Annotated in this window: 17 protein-coding genes; 1 reads left to right on the forward strand and 16 read right to left on the reverse strand. The window is 43.7% G+C overall.

Annotated elements, in window-relative coordinates:
• Positions 1-26 precede the first annotated feature (26 nt).
• From QNH28_RS21085 to QNH28_RS21105, 5 genes are all read right to left on the reverse strand, one after another.
• Complete coding sequence (locus QNH28_RS21085) at positions 27-842, reverse strand: ABC transporter permease (protein WP_481858400.1); 816 nt, start codon at positions 840-842, stop codon at positions 27-29.
• Complete coding sequence (locus QNH28_RS21090) at positions 836-1,687, reverse strand: ABC transporter permease (protein WP_283908405.1); 852 nt, start codon at positions 1,685-1,687, stop codon at positions 836-838. Before QNH28_RS21090 ends, QNH28_RS21085 begins: the two co-directional genes overlap by 7 nt.
• A 36-nt stretch (positions 1,688-1,723) precedes the next feature.
• The gene (locus QNH28_RS21095; protein WP_283908406.1) at positions 1,724-2,734 is read right to left on the reverse strand and encodes an aliphatic sulfonate ABC transporter substrate-binding protein; all 1,011 of its coding nucleotides are present in this window, start codon (positions 2,732-2,734) and stop codon (positions 1,724-1,726) included.
• Between the two features lie 42 nt (positions 2,735-2,776).
• A complete protein-coding gene (locus tag QNH28_RS21100) occupies positions 2,777-3,553 on the reverse strand; it encodes an ABC transporter ATP-binding protein (RefSeq protein ID WP_283908407.1) in 777 nt (258 codons plus the stop codon).
• Between the two features lie 292 nt (positions 3,554-3,845).
• Positions 3,846-4,334 (reverse strand): hypothetical protein, encoded by a 489-nt coding sequence (locus QNH28_RS21105; RefSeq protein WP_283908408.1) that lies wholly within the window; start codon positions 4,332-4,334, stop codon positions 3,846-3,848.
• A gap of 311 nt (positions 4,335-4,645) precedes the next feature.
• Here QNH28_RS21105 and QNH28_RS21110 point away from each other — a divergent pair, with 311 nt between their 5' ends.
• Positions 4,646-6,388 (forward strand): ABC-F family ATP-binding cassette domain-containing protein, encoded by a 1,743-nt coding sequence (locus QNH28_RS21110; RefSeq protein WP_283908409.1) that lies wholly within the window; start codon positions 4,646-4,648, stop codon positions 6,386-6,388.
• A gap of 168 nt (positions 6,389-6,556) precedes the next feature.
• Here QNH28_RS21110 and QNH28_RS21115 read toward each other — a convergent pair whose 3' ends face one another.
• The 11 genes from QNH28_RS21115 to xseA all read right to left on the reverse strand — a co-directional run bounded on the left by QNH28_RS21115 (position 6,557) and on the right by xseA (position 18,300).
• The gene (locus QNH28_RS21115) at positions 6,557-7,150 is read right to left on the reverse strand and encodes a hypothetical protein (protein ID WP_283908410.1); all 594 of its coding nucleotides are present in this window, start codon (positions 7,148-7,150) and stop codon (positions 6,557-6,559) included.
• Positions 7,151-7,558: 408 nt separating this feature from the next.
• Positions 7,559-8,374, reverse strand: coding sequence for a sporulation transcription factor Spo0A (gene spo0A / locus QNH28_RS21120; protein ID WP_042129795.1), 816 nt, complete (start codon positions 8,372-8,374; stop codon positions 7,559-7,561).
• 199 nt (positions 8,375-8,573) lie between these two features.
• Positions 8,574-9,686 (reverse strand): SpoIVB peptidase, encoded by a 1,113-nt coding sequence (spoIVB, locus tag QNH28_RS21125; RefSeq protein WP_283908411.1) that lies wholly within the window; start codon positions 9,684-9,686, stop codon positions 8,574-8,576.
• Between the two features lie 138 nt (positions 9,687-9,824).
• Entirely contained in the window at positions 9,825-11,552 is a 1,728-nt protein-coding gene (gene recN / locus QNH28_RS21130; RefSeq protein WP_283908412.1) for a DNA repair protein RecN, read from the reverse strand.
• Between the two features lie 62 nt (positions 11,553-11,614).
• On the reverse strand, positions 11,615-12,064 hold the full coding sequence (gene ahrC, locus QNH28_RS21135) for a transcriptional regulator AhrC/ArgR (protein WP_042190440.1): 450 nt from the start codon (positions 12,062-12,064) through the stop codon (positions 11,615-11,617).
• 148 nt (positions 12,065-12,212) lie between these two features.
• The gene (locus tag QNH28_RS21140) at positions 12,213-12,578 is read right to left on the reverse strand and encodes a hypothetical protein (RefSeq protein ID WP_283908413.1); all 366 of its coding nucleotides are present in this window, start codon (positions 12,576-12,578) and stop codon (positions 12,213-12,215) included.
• A gap of 226 nt (positions 12,579-12,804) precedes the next feature.
• Positions 12,805-13,701, reverse strand: coding sequence for a TlyA family RNA methyltransferase (locus QNH28_RS21145; RefSeq protein ID WP_283908414.1), 897 nt, complete (start codon positions 13,699-13,701; stop codon positions 12,805-12,807).
• Between the two features lie 46 nt (positions 13,702-13,747).
• The gene (gene dxs, locus QNH28_RS21150) at positions 13,748-15,652 is read right to left on the reverse strand and encodes a 1-deoxy-D-xylulose-5-phosphate synthase (protein ID WP_283908415.1); all 1,905 of its coding nucleotides are present in this window, start codon (positions 15,650-15,652) and stop codon (positions 13,748-13,750) included.
• A 99-nt stretch (positions 15,653-15,751) separates the two neighbouring features.
• Positions 15,752-16,699 (reverse strand): polyprenyl synthetase family protein, encoded by a 948-nt coding sequence (locus QNH28_RS21155; RefSeq protein WP_283908416.1) that lies wholly within the window; start codon positions 16,697-16,699, stop codon positions 15,752-15,754.
• A complete protein-coding gene (gene xseB, locus QNH28_RS21160) occupies positions 16,686-16,943 on the reverse strand; it encodes an exodeoxyribonuclease VII small subunit (RefSeq protein WP_283908417.1) in 258 nt (85 codons plus the stop codon). The genes QNH28_RS21155 and xseB overlap by 14 nt, the downstream gene beginning before the upstream one ends.
• The gene (gene xseA / locus QNH28_RS21165) at positions 16,921-18,300 is read right to left on the reverse strand and encodes an exodeoxyribonuclease VII large subunit (protein ID WP_283908418.1); all 1,380 of its coding nucleotides are present in this window, start codon (positions 18,298-18,300) and stop codon (positions 16,921-16,923) included. The genes xseB and xseA overlap by 23 nt, the downstream gene beginning before the upstream one ends.
• Positions 18,301-18,307: the final 7 nt, after the last annotated feature.

Below are 18,307 nucleotides of genomic sequence, written 5' to 3' on the forward strand. Positions count from 1 at the left end.
ACCCTGCCTTTCGTATTCTAAGTTCGTTAACCTTTGAATGTATCCCGCCAATGAAGCCATCTTCTCTCGAGCAGGCGAATGGCTGAGTCCGAGAGTTTTCCTATTACGGCAAAGATTGAAATCCCAACGAATACAATATCTGTTTGCGAATAAGCTCTGGCATCCTGAATCATATAGCCTATACCCGCACTAGTTCCCATCATCTCCGCAACGACAAGTACAAGCCACGATGCACCAAGCGATAACCGAATGCCAAGTAGAATATTAGGCATTGCGGCCGGAATAATCATTTTGCTGAGCAGCTGCCATCTTGTGTATTGGAAAATACGGGATACTTCAACAAGCTTGATATCAACATTGCGAATTCCTAGGAAGGTGTTCAGGTAAACTGGAAAAAATGCACCTAATGAAATCATTAATATTTTGGAAAACTCACCCACACCAAACCACAAAATGAATAATGGAATAAGAGCAAGTAATGGAATCGTTCGAAGCATCTGTAAAGATGGATCCAGTGTACGCTCTACTAATTTCCCAAGTCCTGTAGATAAACCTAGCAACAGGCCAGTAGCAGATCCCAGCAAAAAACCAAATCCTGCACGATAAGCACTAATCCCCAAATGTCTAAATAACTCACCATTCGCAATTAAAGAGAAGAACTGAGCAATAATGCTAGACGGAGCCGGCAAAGTCGTCGCAGAGACAAGATGGAGTGCCGCTGCCACTTCCCAAATGGCCACTAACGCTAGAGGTACAATCCAGCCATGAAGTTTTTTCGGAATCCACCTTAACACATCGCCCTGACGCTCTATTTTAGTGCTCGATGTATGTTCGCTCATGATCCTTTATCTCCTTTATAACTGTCCTGCCACCTCAGCAACCTAGATTCCAACAGCTTAACGAGTGAGTCTGACAGCTTTCCAACTACAGCAAACACGATGATTCCAACAAACACCACTGTAGTCAAAGAAAACGATCGCGCATCATTGATAAGATAGCCGACACCTGAGCTAGAGCCCATCATTTCCGCTACAACAAGCCCAAGCCAAGCGATTCCCACAGACAAGCGAATGCCTAAAAAGATGTTCGGCAGTGAGGCTGGAATAATTAACTTACTAACCATCTGCCATTTACTGAATTGCAGGACTCTCCCAACATCAAACAGCTTGTCATCCACTGAGCGGATCCCTAGAAATGTGTTCACATATAATGGAAAAAATGAGCCTTTAGCGATCAATAGTATTTTTGAGGTTTCACCGAATCCGAACCATAAAATAAATAGCGGCGCAATTGCCAAATGGGGTAGTGTACGCAGCATCTGCAGCGACGGATCCAGCAAACGTTCTGTTTTGTATGAAAAGCCTACCCACAGTCCAGCTGCTAAGCCAAGCCCTCCTCCAAGCAGGAAACCAAGCAGTGCACGCCAAGCAGATATGCCCAAATGTCGTGCCAGTTCACCAGATGCGGTCAGGCTGACCAGTTCCAACCAGATTTCACTAGGCCTTGGCAGCAATATGGGATTCAGCTTTCCCATCGCTCCGGCTATTTCCCAGATAAGGACTATAGCAACCGGCAAAATAAGCCCAAGCAATATATTCGTGGTTTGGATAGAAAGACCGCGCCTCTTTGCCGGATTCTTCTTTTGTATAAGTGGTGAGATCACAGCTTTTTCAGCACTGAATTGCATGTAAACAACCTCTTTTCTACATCTGTGGTTTCATCCTTATTTCAAAGGTTCCTTCAGTGCTGCTTCGATAAACTGATTATCTGTTATTTTGGAAACTTTAATTTCTTTACGAATGTTCTTGATTTTATATTGAAAATCAGCCGTCTTCTGCATTTCTTCGACAATAGCATCACTTGTTGCGATGTTAATCATTTGCGCACGTTCAAACGTTCCTTCTATAACTGCCGCCGGAATGTTCCGTTCAGCAGCATATCTTTCCGTCGCTTCAGCGCGGTTATCTTTTTCCCAGGCAATAGCTTTGTTAGTGACCTTTAAATATAGAGTAACTAGTTCAGGATATTTCTCTGCAAACGCTGAACGGGATATTACAAAAGAAGGAGATAAAACGCCCAATTGCTTCCCGTCAGTCAATACTTTCCCTTTACCGGTCAATGCATTTAAAGTAATATATGGATCCCATGTAGCCCATGCATCCACCCCACCTGATTCAAACGCGGGTTGTGCTTCATCAGGCTGTAGCTGAATCACTTCAAAATCCGTATCTTTAAGTCCTGATTCCTCAATACCGCGATAAAGGAAGTTGTATGCATTGCTGCCTTTTGTAACAGCTATCTTCTTCCCTTTCAAATCCTCTAATTTCTGAGCAGTACTGCTGCTAGGCACAAGAAGAGCAACGTTATTCGTTCCTTCTAATACTTGTGAGATGATCTTGATGGGGATACCCGCAGCTTGCGCTGCAATGATTGGCATATTACCAAGAGTCGCTATGTCCAGCTTATTAGAAGCAATCGCCTCAGTCATTGGAGGTCCACTCTGGAACTCCGTCCATTCTACTTTGACGCCCAGCTTATCAAACTCTTGCTCATACCATTTTTCCTCACGGGCTTTGCCAAACAATCCTCCGCTGCCCTGCACGCCAATCTTAATGGTTACACCTTCATATTTGTTGGCGTCGTTCTTAGCCGCACTCTTCTCATTAGAAGCGCAACCCGTTGCAAATACGGTCAAGACAAGCATAACAAGTAATAAATTGCGAAATAATTTCATGGATCATTTCTCCCCTTTTTATAAAAAATGGACTCTCTTTATCTAGATACCAGCTCCAACATCGATTGCCGGTTCTTCTACCTTCTCAAATTCACTCAGAACCAGTCGACGTAGCTCTTGGAATGAAGTACTGGATCTTTTTCGCGGAAACGGTAAATCGATAGGAAGAATATTGCGAATATGTCCAGGTCGAGGATTCATAATGACTACCCGCTCTGCCAGGAATACAGCTTCATCCAGATCATGAGTTACAAATAACATAGTCGTCTTATTGCTCTGCCATATATCAAGAAGCACCTCTTGCAGATGTGATCTAGTAAAAGCGTCTAGGGCACCAAAAGGTTCATCGAGCAGTAATACATCCGGATTACGGAGCAACGCCCTAGCAATAGATACCCGTTGTGCCATCCCACCTGACAACTCACGTGGATAGGATTTCTCAAAGCCCTTTAAGCGTACGAGTTCAATCAGTTCATCCACTTTTTTGCGAACCTCCGGGTCTTTAAGGGATAAATTCGCTGCAATATTATGCTCCACTGTTAACCATGGAAAGAGTCTTGGCTCTTGAAAAATAAATCCCTTCTCAATACTCGGACCGTCAATCTGCTTACCATTCAGTAGAACCGTACCGCTATAGCTTGTATCCAGTCCTGCCACAATTTTTAGCAGAGTGCTCTTTCCACAGCCGCTGGGGCCAATAATCGTAATCAATTCGCCCTTGTTCACCTTCAGCTGAATATTACTTAAAGCAATAACATCACCCGCAGGAGCAGCGAATACTTTGTTCAAATGTTCGATAACCAGCGTTTCTTTAGACACTCCGTCCACCCTTTCCATGAATAAATATCAATTATACATATGCGTTTAATTGGTATTGAATTAAAAAAAGAACGGGATCTTAAGAGATCCTAGAAAACCCTTTTATCCGATTATTCGCCTCGGTTTAATTTTAATTATCTTATCAGTGATATTCCTCACGTGTCAAACATTATTTGCCAAATCGGTGTCTATTATGTGATGTAGGGCTTTGTATGAATGGCAGGGATTTATCTAATTGCAAGTAAAAAAAGCCACACCAGTAATGGTGAGACTCTTCGTCATTATTCATTTATTAATCGCCGAGCTGCTCATTGAGCTGCGCAATTTCTGTTTCCATAAACTCAACACGTTTATTCAACTCCGCGATATAGTTTCTTCGAGCCTCTTGGTCTGCTGCGCTTGTTAGGTCGGCCGCAGTAGTTTCCACCAGTTTGATGGCTTCTTTGAGAACTTGAACGCTTGATTCTGCCCCTGCTAATCTTTCCCGGAGTTTAGCCACTGCAATACTTACTTTTAGCGCTGCCTTCTCAGTCTCCTTACTCTCCAATATTATCGTCTTTCCTTCTACCGTCAACCCTGCTCCGGTCGCTTCGGACATCGTGCGCACAGGTACGTAGGCCGAGTTATTTACTACAATCGCATCTGCAATCTTCTTTCCGTCTTGTTTTATCGTATACATTCCGGAAACTTTAGCGCCAATTAAAGACGAGCTCGCTGCGAATCCTATTGAACCACCAAGTAACAACGCCGCTGCTACAATCCCTACTATTTTCTTCTTCATATCTACGAACCTCCTGAGCTTATTATTCTTCCAATTATAACCAATAGATTCGTAACATGAAAGATATACTAAGAGACTCTGCCACAGCCAACCCAACTACTGGCCATATGTAATCTAGCTATAAGAAGCCATCTGAGTAAGCCTGATCCTATTGTTCTAAGTTGTGTTTTTCGATTTCACAAACAACTTTATTTCGAAATGATTGAAGTTGTATGTAAACAGTGTTACTCTATCAACGGTAAACTCAAAATCTATGATCTTCAATCCTTCTATTCATATTCACTAATTTAGTTATAAAGAAAGGTAATACTATGATAAAAGTTGATAACTTATCCTTCGCATTTCCGCAAAAAGAACTATATAAAAACATTTCATTTACGTTAGAAGAAGCACAACATTGCGCTTTTATAGGAACAAGTGGCAGTGGTAAAAGTACACTGATCGATATACTGATGGATCCAGAAAAATATTTGTTCGAAGGCAAGCTAGAGATGGACCCAACCTGCAAAATTGGGTATGTAAGTCAGTTTTCGCAACTAGACAAATCTAAAGAAACAACCGTTTTTGAATATATAGGAGAAGAATTTATTAAGATACAAAATGAAATAACAGCTATTCTCACTGAAATGGAAACATCATCAGATATTGATTCATTACTCGAAAAGTATCAATTAGCTCTAGATGCCTTTGATTTAATGGATGGAAATGATTTTGAAAGCAATATTAATAAGAAACTAAATTTAGCCAACCTCTTGAAGCTAAAAGATGCTAGGGTATCCGACCTAAGTGGTGGAGAATTCAAGCTTATTCAAGTGATGAAGGAAATGCTGACTAGTCCAGACTTAATGATTATGGATGAGCCCGATGTATTTTTAGATTTTGAAAACCTAAATGCACTTAAAAATCTTATTAATGCTCACAAAGGAATATTGCTAGTTGTTACGCATAACCGTTATCTATTGAATCATTGTTTCAACAAAATTATACACCTTGAAAACATGGAGATCCAAGAGTTCGATGGGCGATATATTGAGTATAACTTCTCATTACTTCAGACCAAAATTGAATTACAAGAAATCGCAGTCGCTGAACAAGAAGAAATTGAGAGATACGATAACATTATTGATAATCTTAGAGCGATCGCAACCTATAATTCAGAAGCATCTAGAGGGAGAGCGTTAAAAGCTAGGGTTAAGTTTCAAGAACGATTGGAAGCGCGAAAAATTAAAGCGCCATTCGTTGATATTAAGCAACCGAAAATCAGTTTTGGTGTGGACAATGAAATTGAAGAAGACATCACTCTTTTAAATGTGAATAATTATAGTGTTTCCTTTGATGAGTTGATTTTAGAAAATGTTAACTTTGAGATGAAACCTACAGATAAAGTAGCCCTTATCGGTCCAAACGGTACCGGGAAAACGACTTTACTCCGAGATATCTTTAAAAATAATCGTGATTCAATTGAAATAAATGCTGATATTAAAGTGACTTATCTTTCTCAGCTTCAAGACGAAGTGCTAAAGGATTCTAATACCATACTAGAAGACTTCATCGATGCTGGGTTTGCAACTTATGACGAGATTAGAGCACATCTTTCAAACTATGGTTTTGAAGGAGAAATTCTTAATCAAAAGATAGAATCTTTATCTGGTGGCGAAAAAAATATACTGCAATTGGCAAAAGTTTCTGCAAGCAAAGCAAACTTATTGCTTCTTGATGAACCGACAAGCCATTTAGACACCTATACACAAATCGCACTGGAGAAAGCCATTGAAGACTATAAAGGTGCGATTCTCATGATTTCTCATGATTTCTATTCTGTAGTAAATGGTATGGATTATGTATTAATCATTGAAGATAAGACGATTAGAAAAATGAGTATGCGAAAATTCAGAAAGATGATTTATGCCAGTCATTTTGATAAAGATTATTTAGAAAATGAACAAAATAAAAAAGCAGTTGAAATGAAAATAGAATTAGCTTTAAAAGACAATAATTTTGAACTTGCAAAAGGTATGGTTGACGAGCTAGAAGAGCTGATTAAGCTGCTTTAAACTACAAACCTCTGGTGGGAAAATGTCTATTAAAAAGACACTGATGAATAAGATCTCAGTGTCTTTTTACTGCATTGATTTGTTGATAGTTCTTGCCGCGGACAGTGGTTCACTTATCATTAAAAATCTTTTCCAACATATCAACGGGATTTTCAGAATCGCATTCATTTAATCAGTAATTTTTTTAAGTTCAAAAATAGTTGCCTCTGATAACAAGATAAGCCTATCGTTATTAACAACAAAAAAACTTAAAGGTATTCCAAGGTTTGTAGAAGGGTCACTTATATTTATTACTTTTACTACATCATTTATATTTAAGTCTGGGATATCTATTTTATATAATCTATAAAAAGAGTCAGAGTTATAACATGTCGCTGTAATCTCATATAATGGGTTTTTTAGTTCATATTGATAAACACTATAGTTTTTAAGTCCTTTTGATGAAAAAAAGTCTTTTTTGATGATAATTTCATCTCCAATAATTTTTTGCCCTGTTGGATATTCAGAAGCATCATTATATGAATTTGCAAATCCTAAAAGCTTCTCAACTTTCCAAGTTCCATAGAAATCTTTTTCAGTTTCACTATGCAAATTTATACTTTCTTGAGCACAATATACGGATGTGTTTTGGGGAATAATAGACTCATCTGTTTCAGGTTTAGGTTCACTAGAAGTATTTGGATTTGATGTCATTTCAACATTTCCACAAGCCGATGCTAGCATCAACATTATCATAATACAAACCAATAATATCTTTTTCATATTTCACACTCCTACTATTTTTTCAAGTTCAGATGTCTCCTTTTAGATAAAATATTTGTTTTATCAGATGCTAAATTGTTCCATTAGATAATCTCTATAATCAACTCTATTGAAGAAAGTTAACTATTCATGTGCTTCTAATTCATTTTACACAAGATGTTTTATAAGATATTACCTGCGAAGTACAGTACATCATAAAATTATCAATCTGAAATTGAAAATCAGTCATAAACAAACACTCCTCCATTGGATTTACCGAACCCAATAAAGGAGTGAAATTTATACATATACAAAAAAGAAATTGATTGGCTTTAAATTAAGCAAAAAGAAGTTTATAGGCAAACTCATTTTAGCCTAAACACCTACCAGAAACCTACAATCCCTTACCACGCACTGCCCCTAACCCTTTCAACTAACCTTATGCTCAATCCGCAGCTTATCTGCTACCATGGCAATAAATTCCGAGTTAGTAGGCTTAGATTTGGAGATATTAATGGTGTAGCCGAATAAATGGCTGATGGAGTCGATGTTGCCACGGGTCCAAGCCACTTCAATCGCATGGCGAATCGCGCGTTCAACGCGTGAAGGGGTGGTCTTGAATTTCTCTGCTATGGCTGGATACAGCGTTTTTGTAATTGCACCAAGGATCTCGATATTGTTATATACCATGGTGATCGCTTCGCGCAGGTACTGATAGCCCTTAATATGTGCTGGAACACCGATTTCATGGATGATCGAGGTAATGTTAGCATCAAGGTTCTTGCCCTTCGTAAGCGGCACTACATTCGATCTGGACGTCGACGAATAGTTGTACATGTTAGAGGATGAGCTCATGCTGCCTTGGACCCCTACAAGCTGACGTACACGATTTGCCAGGACCTCCATATCGAACGGTTTCAAAATATAATAGGATGCACCAAGCTGTACAGCTCTTTGAGTGATGTTCTCCTGACCAAAAGCGGTCAGCATGATGATCTTCGGTTGAGGATTCAGATCCATATCACGCAGACGTTCCAAGACACCCAGACCGTCTAAATGTGGCATGATGATATCAAGAATAAGGACATCGGGAACTTTGCGTGCTTCGCTCAGCATTTGAAGCACTTCTTCACCATTGTAGGCGATACCCGTTACCGTCATATCTTCTTGTTCAGAAATGTATTCGGAAAGCAAATTCGTAAACTCCCTGTTATCATCGGCCAACAACACTTCAATATTCTGCACTGGCTGCTTCCTCCTTAATTATATCTGCTATTCGAAAATAACATTTTTTTCTTGTCTCTTAACATTTTCGACATGGAGATTGAATTCCCTTCTGTCGAAAATTATTTTTCTTTATTTTTTTTCTGGCATGGATTATAATTAAATATTTTATTTCAAAGTTCGATGATCTTCGTAATGCTTCGACAAAAAAATCTTAAGGCTAAACCGCCTTAAGATTTAATGGATACCTATTCTCCTGTAGGGTTACACCAGAATCCTTAAGCATCCATTCGATGAAGCAACCGTAGCCGGACTTAGGATCATTTACAAATACATGAGTTACAGCGCCGATGAGACGTCCATTTTGAACGATTGGACTTCCGCTCATCCCTTGAACGATACCACCTGTCTTATCGATCAGTCGCGGATCTGTGATACGAATGACCATACCCTTTGTCGCTGGTGTCTGCTGATGTGCCACATGAATGATCTCAACCTTAAATCGCTCCACCTGCTGCCCATCTACAACGGTAAGAATCTCAGCAGGTCCTTCCTTGACTTGATTGCTCATCGCAACAGGAATAGGTTCTTTGTAAAGACTATGCTCGGGATTACGACTCATTTTACCGAAGATACCAAAATCTGTGTTGCTCTCAACATTGCCAAGGACTTGGCTTTCTTTCAAGAAATGAGCTCTTTTCTCACCTGGATCGCCATCCTGGCTTTTAGATATCGAAGTTACACTCGACTGAACAATATGACCGCTGCCAACTACGATTGGTGTTCCTGTATTCATGTCCGTAATAACATGTCCTAACGCTCCATAAACACCCTGTTTCGGGGCATAGAAAGTTAACGTGCCGACACCCGCTGCAGAATCTCGAATGTACAGGCCTAACCTCCAGACTTTGTCATTAATATCGTACGCAGGTTTGAGCTTGGCTGTATGCTCTTTCCCAGCACGTTTAAAGACAATCGTCAGAGAATTATTCGCTTTTCCAGCACGATCCACCAGCTTGGCTACCTTAGATAACTCGTCCAACTTCTCTCCATCAATGGAGATCATCAAATCACCTGGCACCAAACCGCTGATCTCACCTGGGGAAACCTTGGATTTCTCGGATACTTCAATCAGATGATGTCCTACAACCAGAACACCTGCTGATTTCACCTTTACTCCGATCGTTTGACCTCCCGGGATCACCTTCAGTTCCGGTTTCATTCCTTGCGCAGTCACCTTAGCAGGTTCACTGTTCAGTGGTGCGGCAAAACTTTGGTGGGTTCCCGTTATGCCCGATAAACTAAGAAAGAAGGCAAATAAAAGGCCTGGCATTAACTTCCTGAGGTTAGGCTTCAATGGCTGTCACGCTCCCTTTTGCTTCTTTCGCTTGACGAAAAAGGTGGTCGCCAATTGCGTACCTATAAGATAACCTTGCCCCCAGGCTTTTATTACTGTCAATCATTGTTCCGCTTAGCTTGTTGCAGCCTTACTTGCCTCAGCCAAATTGAGCATTTCCTGCGAATGGTGCAATGTTTTTTCGGTAATTTCCACCCCACCCAGCATTCGGGCCAGCTCCATTACACGTCCATCATTCGAGAGTGATTCCACTTCCGTCATGGTTCTTCCGTCCTCAACTTTTTTGCGGATTAAGTACTGATGATCAGCCATACAAGCCACCTGAGGTAAGTGTGTAATGGAGAACACCTGACAGGTGGAGGACAGCTTATACAGTTTATCTGCAATGGATTGAGCAGCACGACCACTCACACCGGTATCTACCTCATCAAAAATCAGAACTGGAATCGCATCATGACGCGCAAAAATACTCTTCATTGCCAGCATAATTCGCGACAACTCACCACCCGAGGCAATTTTGCCAAGAGGTCTTAGCGGTTCGCCAGGGTTAGGGGAAATCATAAATTCCGCACTGTCGATCCCTTGTCTTGTAAGACGAATACGCCGACCCTCATATTCAACTCCACGTGGGTCCTCCAGCGTGTCCAATTTAACCTGTAGCGAGGTTCTTTCCATCTGAAGATCCTTAAGCTCACTCTCCACTTGCGTGGCCAAATCAGACGCACAAAGCTTCCGGGCTTCACTTAATTCAGTTGCTGCTTCCATCAATACAGAGAGCAATGCATCTCGTTTGGTCGTCAGTTTCTCCAGATATTCATCTTTATTCTCAAGCAGATCGGTTTCCCGATGGATTTGTTCATAATAAGCCAGAATCTGTTCTACACTATCTCCGTATTTACGGCGGAGTCCGGTAATTAAATCGAGACGATTCTCGATTTCTTCGAGTCGCTGTGGATTGAATTCGATCTCTTCTCGGTAATCACGAAGCTGAAATGCAGCATCCTCCAGCTGATAATAGGAGGATTGCAACTGCTCGAGCACGGATTTAAGACCCTTTTCATCGTAACGAACCGCATCCTCGAGTCTGGAAATGACATTACCGATGGATTCTAAGCCTTGTCTATCGTACAGGAGCTCATAAGCACCAGATACGGAATCCATCATTTTCTCACTGTGGGATAGTTTGACCCGTTCTTCGGCAAGTAATTCATCTTCTCCCGGTTTTAATGCGGCAGATGAAATTTCTTCTAACTGAAAACGGTATAAATCAAGCATTTGGTAAGCCTTCTGGCTGGATTCCTGCAGCTCACGGAGCTCTTTCTCCACTTTTGCAAATGCTGAATACTTTTCCTGATAAACCACTTTAAGCGGCCCGATAATGGGTTCTCCGTATGTATCCAGCAGACCCAAATGTCGTTCTGCCTTCAATAAGTTTTGGTGTTCATGCTGTCCATGAATATTGACCAGCTGTTCACCAATTTCACGAAGCATAGTAAGATTGACCATCTGTCCGTTTACACGTGATGTACTTTTACCCTGAGAGGTAAGCTCACGACGTATAATAAGATGCTCCTCGCGCTGAGCCTCAATGCCAAGACGCTCTAAAGTATCCCAGACGGGATGACCGCTGGGAAGGCTGAAGAGCGCTTCCATCTCTGCTTTTTCACAACCGTAACGAATAGAGTCCGCGGAGCCGCGGCCTCCGACAATTAGTGCGAGCGCATCAATAATAATGGATTTACCTGCACCGGTCTCCCCTGTAAGCACATGGAAGCCAGGATAAAAATGCACATCTACCGCCTCAACGACGGCTAGATTGCGGATAGACAAGGTTTCTAACACTAATAGAGCACCTCCGAGAAGATGATAAGAATTTGATAGAATGAAATGAATACTTTCTATATTTAAGAAATGTAACCCATGATTTGTGAAATTACGGTCTTACTATCCTCAGGCTGGCGGCAAATAATAAGAATGGTATCATCACCAGAGATGGTCCCCATAATTTGTGGCCAGTCAATATTGTCAATCAAGGCAGCCACTGAATTAGCCGTCCCCGGCAAGCATTTCATCACCACAAGATTAGCCGATGAATCGATCTGCACAAAATTATCCACCAAAACGCGCTTCAGCTTCTGTATTGGATTGTACCGTTGGTCAGTTGGAAGCGAATATTTGTATCTTCCATCATCCATAGGAACCTTGATGAGCAATAGCTCTTTAATATCTCGAGATACTGTAGCTTGAGTAACCTGAAAACCAGATTCACGCAAGGCTTCTACCAGCTCGTCCTGTGTCTCGATATCTTTTTGCGTAATAATCTCACGTATCTTAATATGTCGTTGACCCTTCATTGTTGCCTCCTAAAAGTTTTGTAAGCGACACTTCCAGATTAGCAGCGACAAAACTACATCGGAAGCATGGACTTAGTTTTGTAAGCGATGCTCCCCGAATTGCTTCGGCAAAACTACTTCGGAAGCATACACCTAGTTAAATATGGACTCAGTTTGATTCTCCGTCATCTCTGCCAAGCTTAATCACTTGAATAGATCCCGATGCAGTATTTACGTACAAAACTCCGCTACATTCCGGATAAATCAGCAAGTACGGAAGCAAGGTATCTCGTAAGCCACTACCTGTGAAATCCAAAGGTTTGCGTGGTCTGGAAAGGATGACCAAATATATCGATCCTTCTTCCTTAGTCGCCACATAATCTATAAATAACCGGCTATACATCTGCGCCCCGTTTACGTTGAAGGACAACGGGATTTTTAATTTCCCTCCAACGACCTCATACCCTTCATCCTCTAGTATGTCTATAGATGGGTGAGGAATAATCACTTTATTAAACGGGATCTGATCCTTCATGAAAGAGCGTGGAGAACTTTGCAGCCATATATATATCCGATATATTATAAAAATCGATAATGCTACTCCAATAAACGCCATAACGACCTTGTCAGAGCTACCCGCCACTATCAATCACCTCGGTGATTTATTCGCGTGAGGCCATGCTAATTCCTTCTTCTGGTCCGTCTTTTTAGGAGCTTTCCGCATAATCGATCTTATTACTTGACCATATGGAAAAAGAAACTCACCGGCGCGATGAGTTTCCATGAGTTGAATTTACATTAAAGGTACCCGTAGCCTGCTTAATCACTTCATCCGCTAGAGATGGGAAATCCTCCACTGGAATGACTAGTGATACAGCCTCTGAAGGTATTAACACTTCTTCTTCCGCTGTTTCAGTCGTTAGTCTCCAGTGAGCAAGAAACTCAATATTGCCTTCCCCACCAGTAATCGGTGAGAAGGTTAAACCCTGTAGTTGGTAACCCAGCTCTGCAGCCATAGTCAGTACATTAATCAATACCTCTTTGTGGACAGCAGAATCACGAATCACACCTGATTTACCAACCTTCTCCCGTCCTGCTTCGAACTGCGGCTTAATTAGCGCAGCAATATCCGCCGGGCGCTTAAGCAAGGCTTTGAGCGGTGGAAGAATTATTTTTAAGGAGATAAATGAAACATCAATACTCGCGAAATCTGGAATCGGACCCACCAAATCCGGAGGCGTCATATATCGGAAATTCGTTCGTTCCATGACACTAACACGTTCATCATTTCGCAGCGACCAATCCAGTTGATTATAGCCAACATCAATCGCATACACATGGTTTACTCCATTCTGAAGGGCACAATCCGTGAAGCCTCCAGTAGAAGCACCGATGTCTAACATAGTCCGTCCTGTGAGATCAATATTAAATTGGCGAAGAGCCTTCTCCAGCTTTAGACCCCCACGACTGACATAAGGATGCACAGAGCCTTTAACCTTTAGGGTAGCCTCTCGGGACACCTTCATGCCAGCCTTTTCAATGCGTTCCTCATCCGCGAGCACCAGCCCTGCCATAATGGCGGCTTTAGCCTTCTCACGGCTTTCATAAAAACCTTGCTCAACAAGCAGTACATCTATCCGTTCTTTACGGTGTTCCATGGTCATCTCCCGATCGTTCAAAGGGTTACTAATTTCCGGCTTCCACTTAGGAAGACGAAGTTGTTTTGTAATTATAAGCACTTAAAGCCATCATCGACTTGATTCGTGCACATAGCGCTTCTACAGTAAGGCCCGTTTCCTGGCGTTGTTCTTTAATGGAGCCATGCTCCACAAAGATATCAGGTACACCCATCAGATGTACACGAGCGTCATAAATTTCATTCTCTGCATAGAATTCCAATACCGCACTACCGAGACTTCCCGCTTGGCTAGCCTCTTCCATAACAACCAAATTGGTTCCAGCGTGAGCCAAATCAAGCAGCATAGAGTTATCGAGCGGCTTCAGGAAACGCGCATTCACGACGCCCACCTGAATCCCTTCCCGCTTCAGCAAATCAGCGGCTTCTTCAGCCACTTGAACCATAGGGCCGCAAGCCACAACAGCATAACCTTCGCCGGTACGCAGCCGTTCCCAAGATCCGATTGGAATGGTATGCAGCTCAGCATCCATTGCCACACCTGTTCCGTTAATACGCGGATAGCGGTATGCAATCGGGCCGTCATTATATTCAAGCGCCGTCTTCATCATATGACGCAGCTCATTTTCGTCTTTTGGCATCATCATGACCATATTCGGAATATGGCGCATAAAAGCAACATCGTACACACCCTGATGAGTCTCACCATCCGCACCCACAAACCCAGCGCGATCAATGGCGAACATAACATTCGCGTTATGACGGCAAATATCATGGACGATCTGATCATAGGCACGCTGCATGAAGGTAGAATACACCGCATATACCGGCTTCATCCCTTCCATAGCCAAAGCTGCACACAGCGTAGCCGCATGCTGCTCTGCAATCCCGACATCAATCATACGGTCCGGAAATTCCTTAGCAAAAGGGAATAGGCCCGAGCCTCCTGGCATCGCAGGCGTAACAGCAATGAGGCGTGAATCTTCCCGGCCCAATTCAATTAGCGTACTGCCAAATACTTCGGTATACATTGGAGGACCTACAGCTTTGAGTGCCTGACCAGACTCAATTTTGTACGGAGAAATAGCATGTGATTTATAGAAATCGGTCTCAGCCGGTTTGTAGCCTTTGCCTTTAGTCGTCAGTACATGCACAAGCACAGGTCCTGCCACGTTATCTGCTTGATGGAAGGTGTCGATCATTTTCTCCAGATCATGCCCATCCACCGGACCGAGATACGTAAAGCCGAGCTCTTCAAACAATACGCCAGGTACCATCATATATTTAAGACTGTTCTTTAACTGTTCAGCGGTCTTGGCTAAACGACCTCCAATGGCAGGGATCTTCTTAAGCAGTCCTTCAACCTCGTCTTTGGCACGCAAATAGTGGCGATCTGAACGAATTTTGCTTAAGTAATTGTGCATTGCCCCTACGTTAGGAGCTATGGACATTTCATTATCGTTCAAAATAACCATCAGCTTACGCTTCTCATGACCAATATGGTTAAGTGCTTCAAACGCCATACCACCAGTAAGAGCCCCGTCACCAATTACGGCAATTACTTTGTTGTCTTCACCCTTGAGATCGCGGGCCATCGCCATCCCCATTGCTGCCGATAATGAGGTGCTGCTGTGTCCAGCTTCCCATACATCATGCTCGCTTTCAGAGCGCTTAACGAAGCCGCACAAGCCCTGATATTTACGCAGGGTGTCGAAGCGGTCTTGACGACCGGTTAGTATCTTGTGGACATAGGCTTGGTGACCAACGTCATAGATCATTTTGTCCTTAGGACTGTTATAGCAATAATGTAAAGCCAAAGTGAGCTCCACGACTCCAAGATTGGATCCAAGGTGCCCACCGGTTGCTGTAAGCTTCTCAATCAGAAATCGACGGATTTCCTCCGCAAGGGTAGTTAATTCATCGATGGACAGTGATTTCAATTGTTGTGGATCATTTATTTGTGGAAGCAGCACGTATAGTTCCCCGCTTTCCTAGATGTTGTAAATTATATAAAACCCATTATAACACAAACGAAACGGCTGTCGAAATACAGCCGTTTCGAAAGTTCTTAATTAGTGATCACGCGCCATTAAATAATCTGCAATTTCCAGCAGGCGCTGTTTGTCATGAAAGCCGCCGTTCAGCACAGCATTACGGGCTGTTTCTGTAAGCTGCTTCACTTCTTCGCGCGAGGCTTCGAGGCCAACAAAATAAGGATAGGTTACCTTATGCTGCTTGATATCACTGCCTGTTTTTTTGCCAAGTTTACCTTCGTCACCAACCAGATCTAGAATGTCATCCTGGATCTGAAAAGCGAGTCCAACGGCTGTTCCAAATTCATGCAATGCCTCAAGCTGTTGCTCGTTAGCACCTGCAATACGACCGCCGGCTAGCAAAGAAAAGATAATCAAATCTCCTGTCTTATGCAGATGAATGTATTTCAGCTGTGCATGATCGGTTAGACCCTGCTCGCCTTCCATATCTGCAATTTGCCCCCCGACCATACCGCGTGGACCTGCCATTTCCGCCAAATCCTCTACAATGGATAATGCACTTTCAGCGGGAATGCCAAATTTACGCGAGGCTTGTACTACACTATAAAAAGCATGGGTCAGAAGCGCATCGCCAGCAAGAATTGCTGTCGCTTCCCCAAAGACTTTATGATTCGTCAGCTTCCCGCGCCGATAATCATCATTATCCATGGCAGGCAAGTCATCATGAATCAACGAGTAGGTATGTACCATCTCAATAGCAGCAGCGACAGGCAAGGCAGCCTCTCTACTTCCTCCGAGTGCTTCACAAGCGGCAATCACCAGCAGTGGCCGGAGGCGTTTACCCCCAGCCATTAGTGAATACATCATCGCTTTCTGTAAATTCTCCGGAACTTTCCATTGCGTAGGAAGAATAGCCTCTAATTCATGTGAGACTACGTCACCAATAGACGCAATGTAATCCTCCAGTGGCTGCCGTTGTGATTCTCCTGCGGTGCTTCTCTCAAGATCATGATCAAATCGAGTCATCGGCGTCCCCTTCCAGACGTGCACCAAACGGCTTCTTGCGCAGTTCTCCGTCCTCTAGGGTAATCATTTCGATCTTTCGCTCTACCTGCTCAAGCTTGCTGCCGCAAAGCTGAGATAACTTCATGCCTTGCTGAAATAAATCGATGGCCTTCTCCAGGGGAACGTCGCCGTGTTCAAGCTCACGTACGATTTCCTCCAGCCGGTCCATGGCGCCTTCAAAATCAAGCTCCGCTTCCTTCGTCATCGTCTTTGCCATCCTCCTTCATTCCCCATACCTGGCAGTTCAGCTGTCCGTCATTCATCTTTATCACTACAAGATCGCCAAGCTGCACTTCGGTCAGCGATTTAATTAAATGCTCTTCTGCTTCGTCATAGACTAGGCTGTAGCCTCTCGACATGACTTTAAGAGGGCTCAGCGCATCCAGATGACGAATCTCCGCTACATAGCGAGATTTCTTCTCCTGCAAGCGTGCCTGCATCGCACCCATCAGCTCACGGCGAATGCTCTCGGTGCGCTGACGTGCAGCAGCAACACTGCTCTGCGGATGGAACCGCTGCAGACTATGATGCAGCACAGCTGTGCGCTCGCGGGAACGGCTGAGCCGTGCATCCGCAGAGCGCTGGAGCCGTTCACGCAGCTGATCCAGCCGCTGCGTGTGCTGCATCAGCGAGCGGCGCGGGCCTGCCAGCGCCAGCGAGCGTTCCAGCCCCGCGTGACGCTCGCGTCCGCGCTGGGCACGTCTTTGCAGCGCTTGGCGCAGCCGCTGCTGTTGCTGGCGAAGCTGCGCAGCAAGCTCGCCGGCGTGTGGCACGGCCAGCTCCGCGGCCGCTGTGGGCGTAGCCGCGCGGAGGTCGGCGGCGAAATCGGCAATCGTGAAGTCGGTCTCGTGGCCAACGGCCGAGATGACCGGAATCCTCGATGCCGATATCGCTCGCGCGACTTCCTCCTCGTTGAACGCCCACAGCTCCTCGAGCGAACCGCCACCGCGGCCGACAATAAGCACGTCGGCCTCACCCATACGGTTCAGCGCTCCAATCGCCTTCACAATCGAAGGTGCGGCGCCTTTGCCTTGCACCAGTACGGGATAGATTACAATAGCCACCTGCGGGAACCGCCGCTGGAGTGTAATCACGATATCCCGCACAGCTGCTCCTGTTGGCGAAGTAATCACGCCAATGCACTTTGGAAAGCGAGGCAAAGGGCGTTTACGCGCTTCTGCAAACAACCCCTCTTGCTCAAGCTTACTCTTCAGCTGCTCATAGGCTAAATATAGACTACCAATTCCATCAGGCTGCATATGTGTGGCATAGAACTGATACTGCCCGTCCCGTTCATATACAGTCACATTACCTCTAGCAATTACCCGAGCACCTTCCTTCGGGATAAAGGGTAGGCGCTGGTTATGAGAAGCAAACATAATCGCCTTGATCCGGCTGCTCTCATCCTTTAGCGTGAAATACATATGACCGCTACCGTGATGTGTAAAGTTGGAAATCTCTCCGCGAATCCATACATCCGAAAGTAAATTATCCGAGTCTAGCTTCATGCGGATGTAACGGTTGAGTTCTTTTATCGAATAGACCTGCCGCTCTGCCGCCATGAATCCT

Source organism: Paenibacillus sp. G2S3 (assembly GCF_030123105.1).
In the GTDB taxonomy this organism is placed as follows: Bacteria; Bacillota; Bacilli; order Paenibacillales; family Paenibacillaceae; genus Paenibacillus_AQ.

What these genes read in the sequence shown, in the direction of transcription:
- QNH28_RS21090 (WP_283908405.1), bottom strand. Translation starts at nt 1,687, where the DNA reads ATGCAATTCAGTGCTGAAAAAGCTGTGATCTCACCACTTATACAAAAG.
- QNH28_RS21095 (WP_283908406.1), bottom strand. Translation starts at nt 2,734, where the DNA reads ATGAAATTATTTCGCAATTTATTACTTGTTATGCTTGTCTTGACCGTA.
- QNH28_RS21105 (WP_283908408.1), bottom strand. Translation starts at nt 4,334, where the DNA reads ATGAAGAAGAAAATAGTAGGGATTGTAGCAGCGGCGTTGTTACTTGGT.
- QNH28_RS21110 (WP_283908409.1), top strand. Translation starts at nt 4,646, where the DNA reads ATGATAAAAGTTGATAACTTATCCTTCGCATTTCCGCAAAAAGAACTA.
- QNH28_RS21115 (WP_283908410.1), bottom strand. Translation starts at nt 7,150, where the DNA reads ATGAAAAAGATATTATTGGTTTGTATTATGATAATGTTGATGCTAGCA.
- spoIVB (WP_283908411.1), bottom strand. Translation starts at nt 9,686, where the DNA reads ATGCCAGGCCTTTTATTTGCCTTCTTTCTTAGTTTATCGGGCATAACG.
- ahrC (WP_042190440.1), bottom strand. Translation starts at nt 12,064, where the DNA reads ATGAAGGGTCAACGACATATTAAGATACGTGAGATTATTACGCAAAAA.
- QNH28_RS21140 (WP_283908413.1), bottom strand. Translation starts at nt 12,578, where the DNA reads ATGAAGGATCAGATCCCGTTTAATAAAGTGATTATTCCTCACCCATCT.
- QNH28_RS21145 (WP_283908414.1), bottom strand. Translation starts at nt 13,701, where the DNA reads ATGGAACACCGTAAAGAACGGATAGATGTACTGCTTGTTGAGCAAGGT.
- QNH28_RS21155 (WP_283908416.1), bottom strand. Translation starts at nt 16,699, where the DNA reads ATGACTCGATTTGATCATGATCTTGAGAGAAGCACCGCAGGAGAATCA.
- xseB (WP_283908417.1), bottom strand. Translation starts at nt 16,943, where the DNA reads ATGACGAAGGAAGCGGAGCTTGATTTTGAAGGCGCCATGGACCGGCTG.
- xseA (WP_283908418.1), bottom strand. Translation starts at nt 18,300, where the DNA reads ATGGCGGCAGAGCGGCAGGTCTATTCGATAAAAGAACTCAACCGTTAC.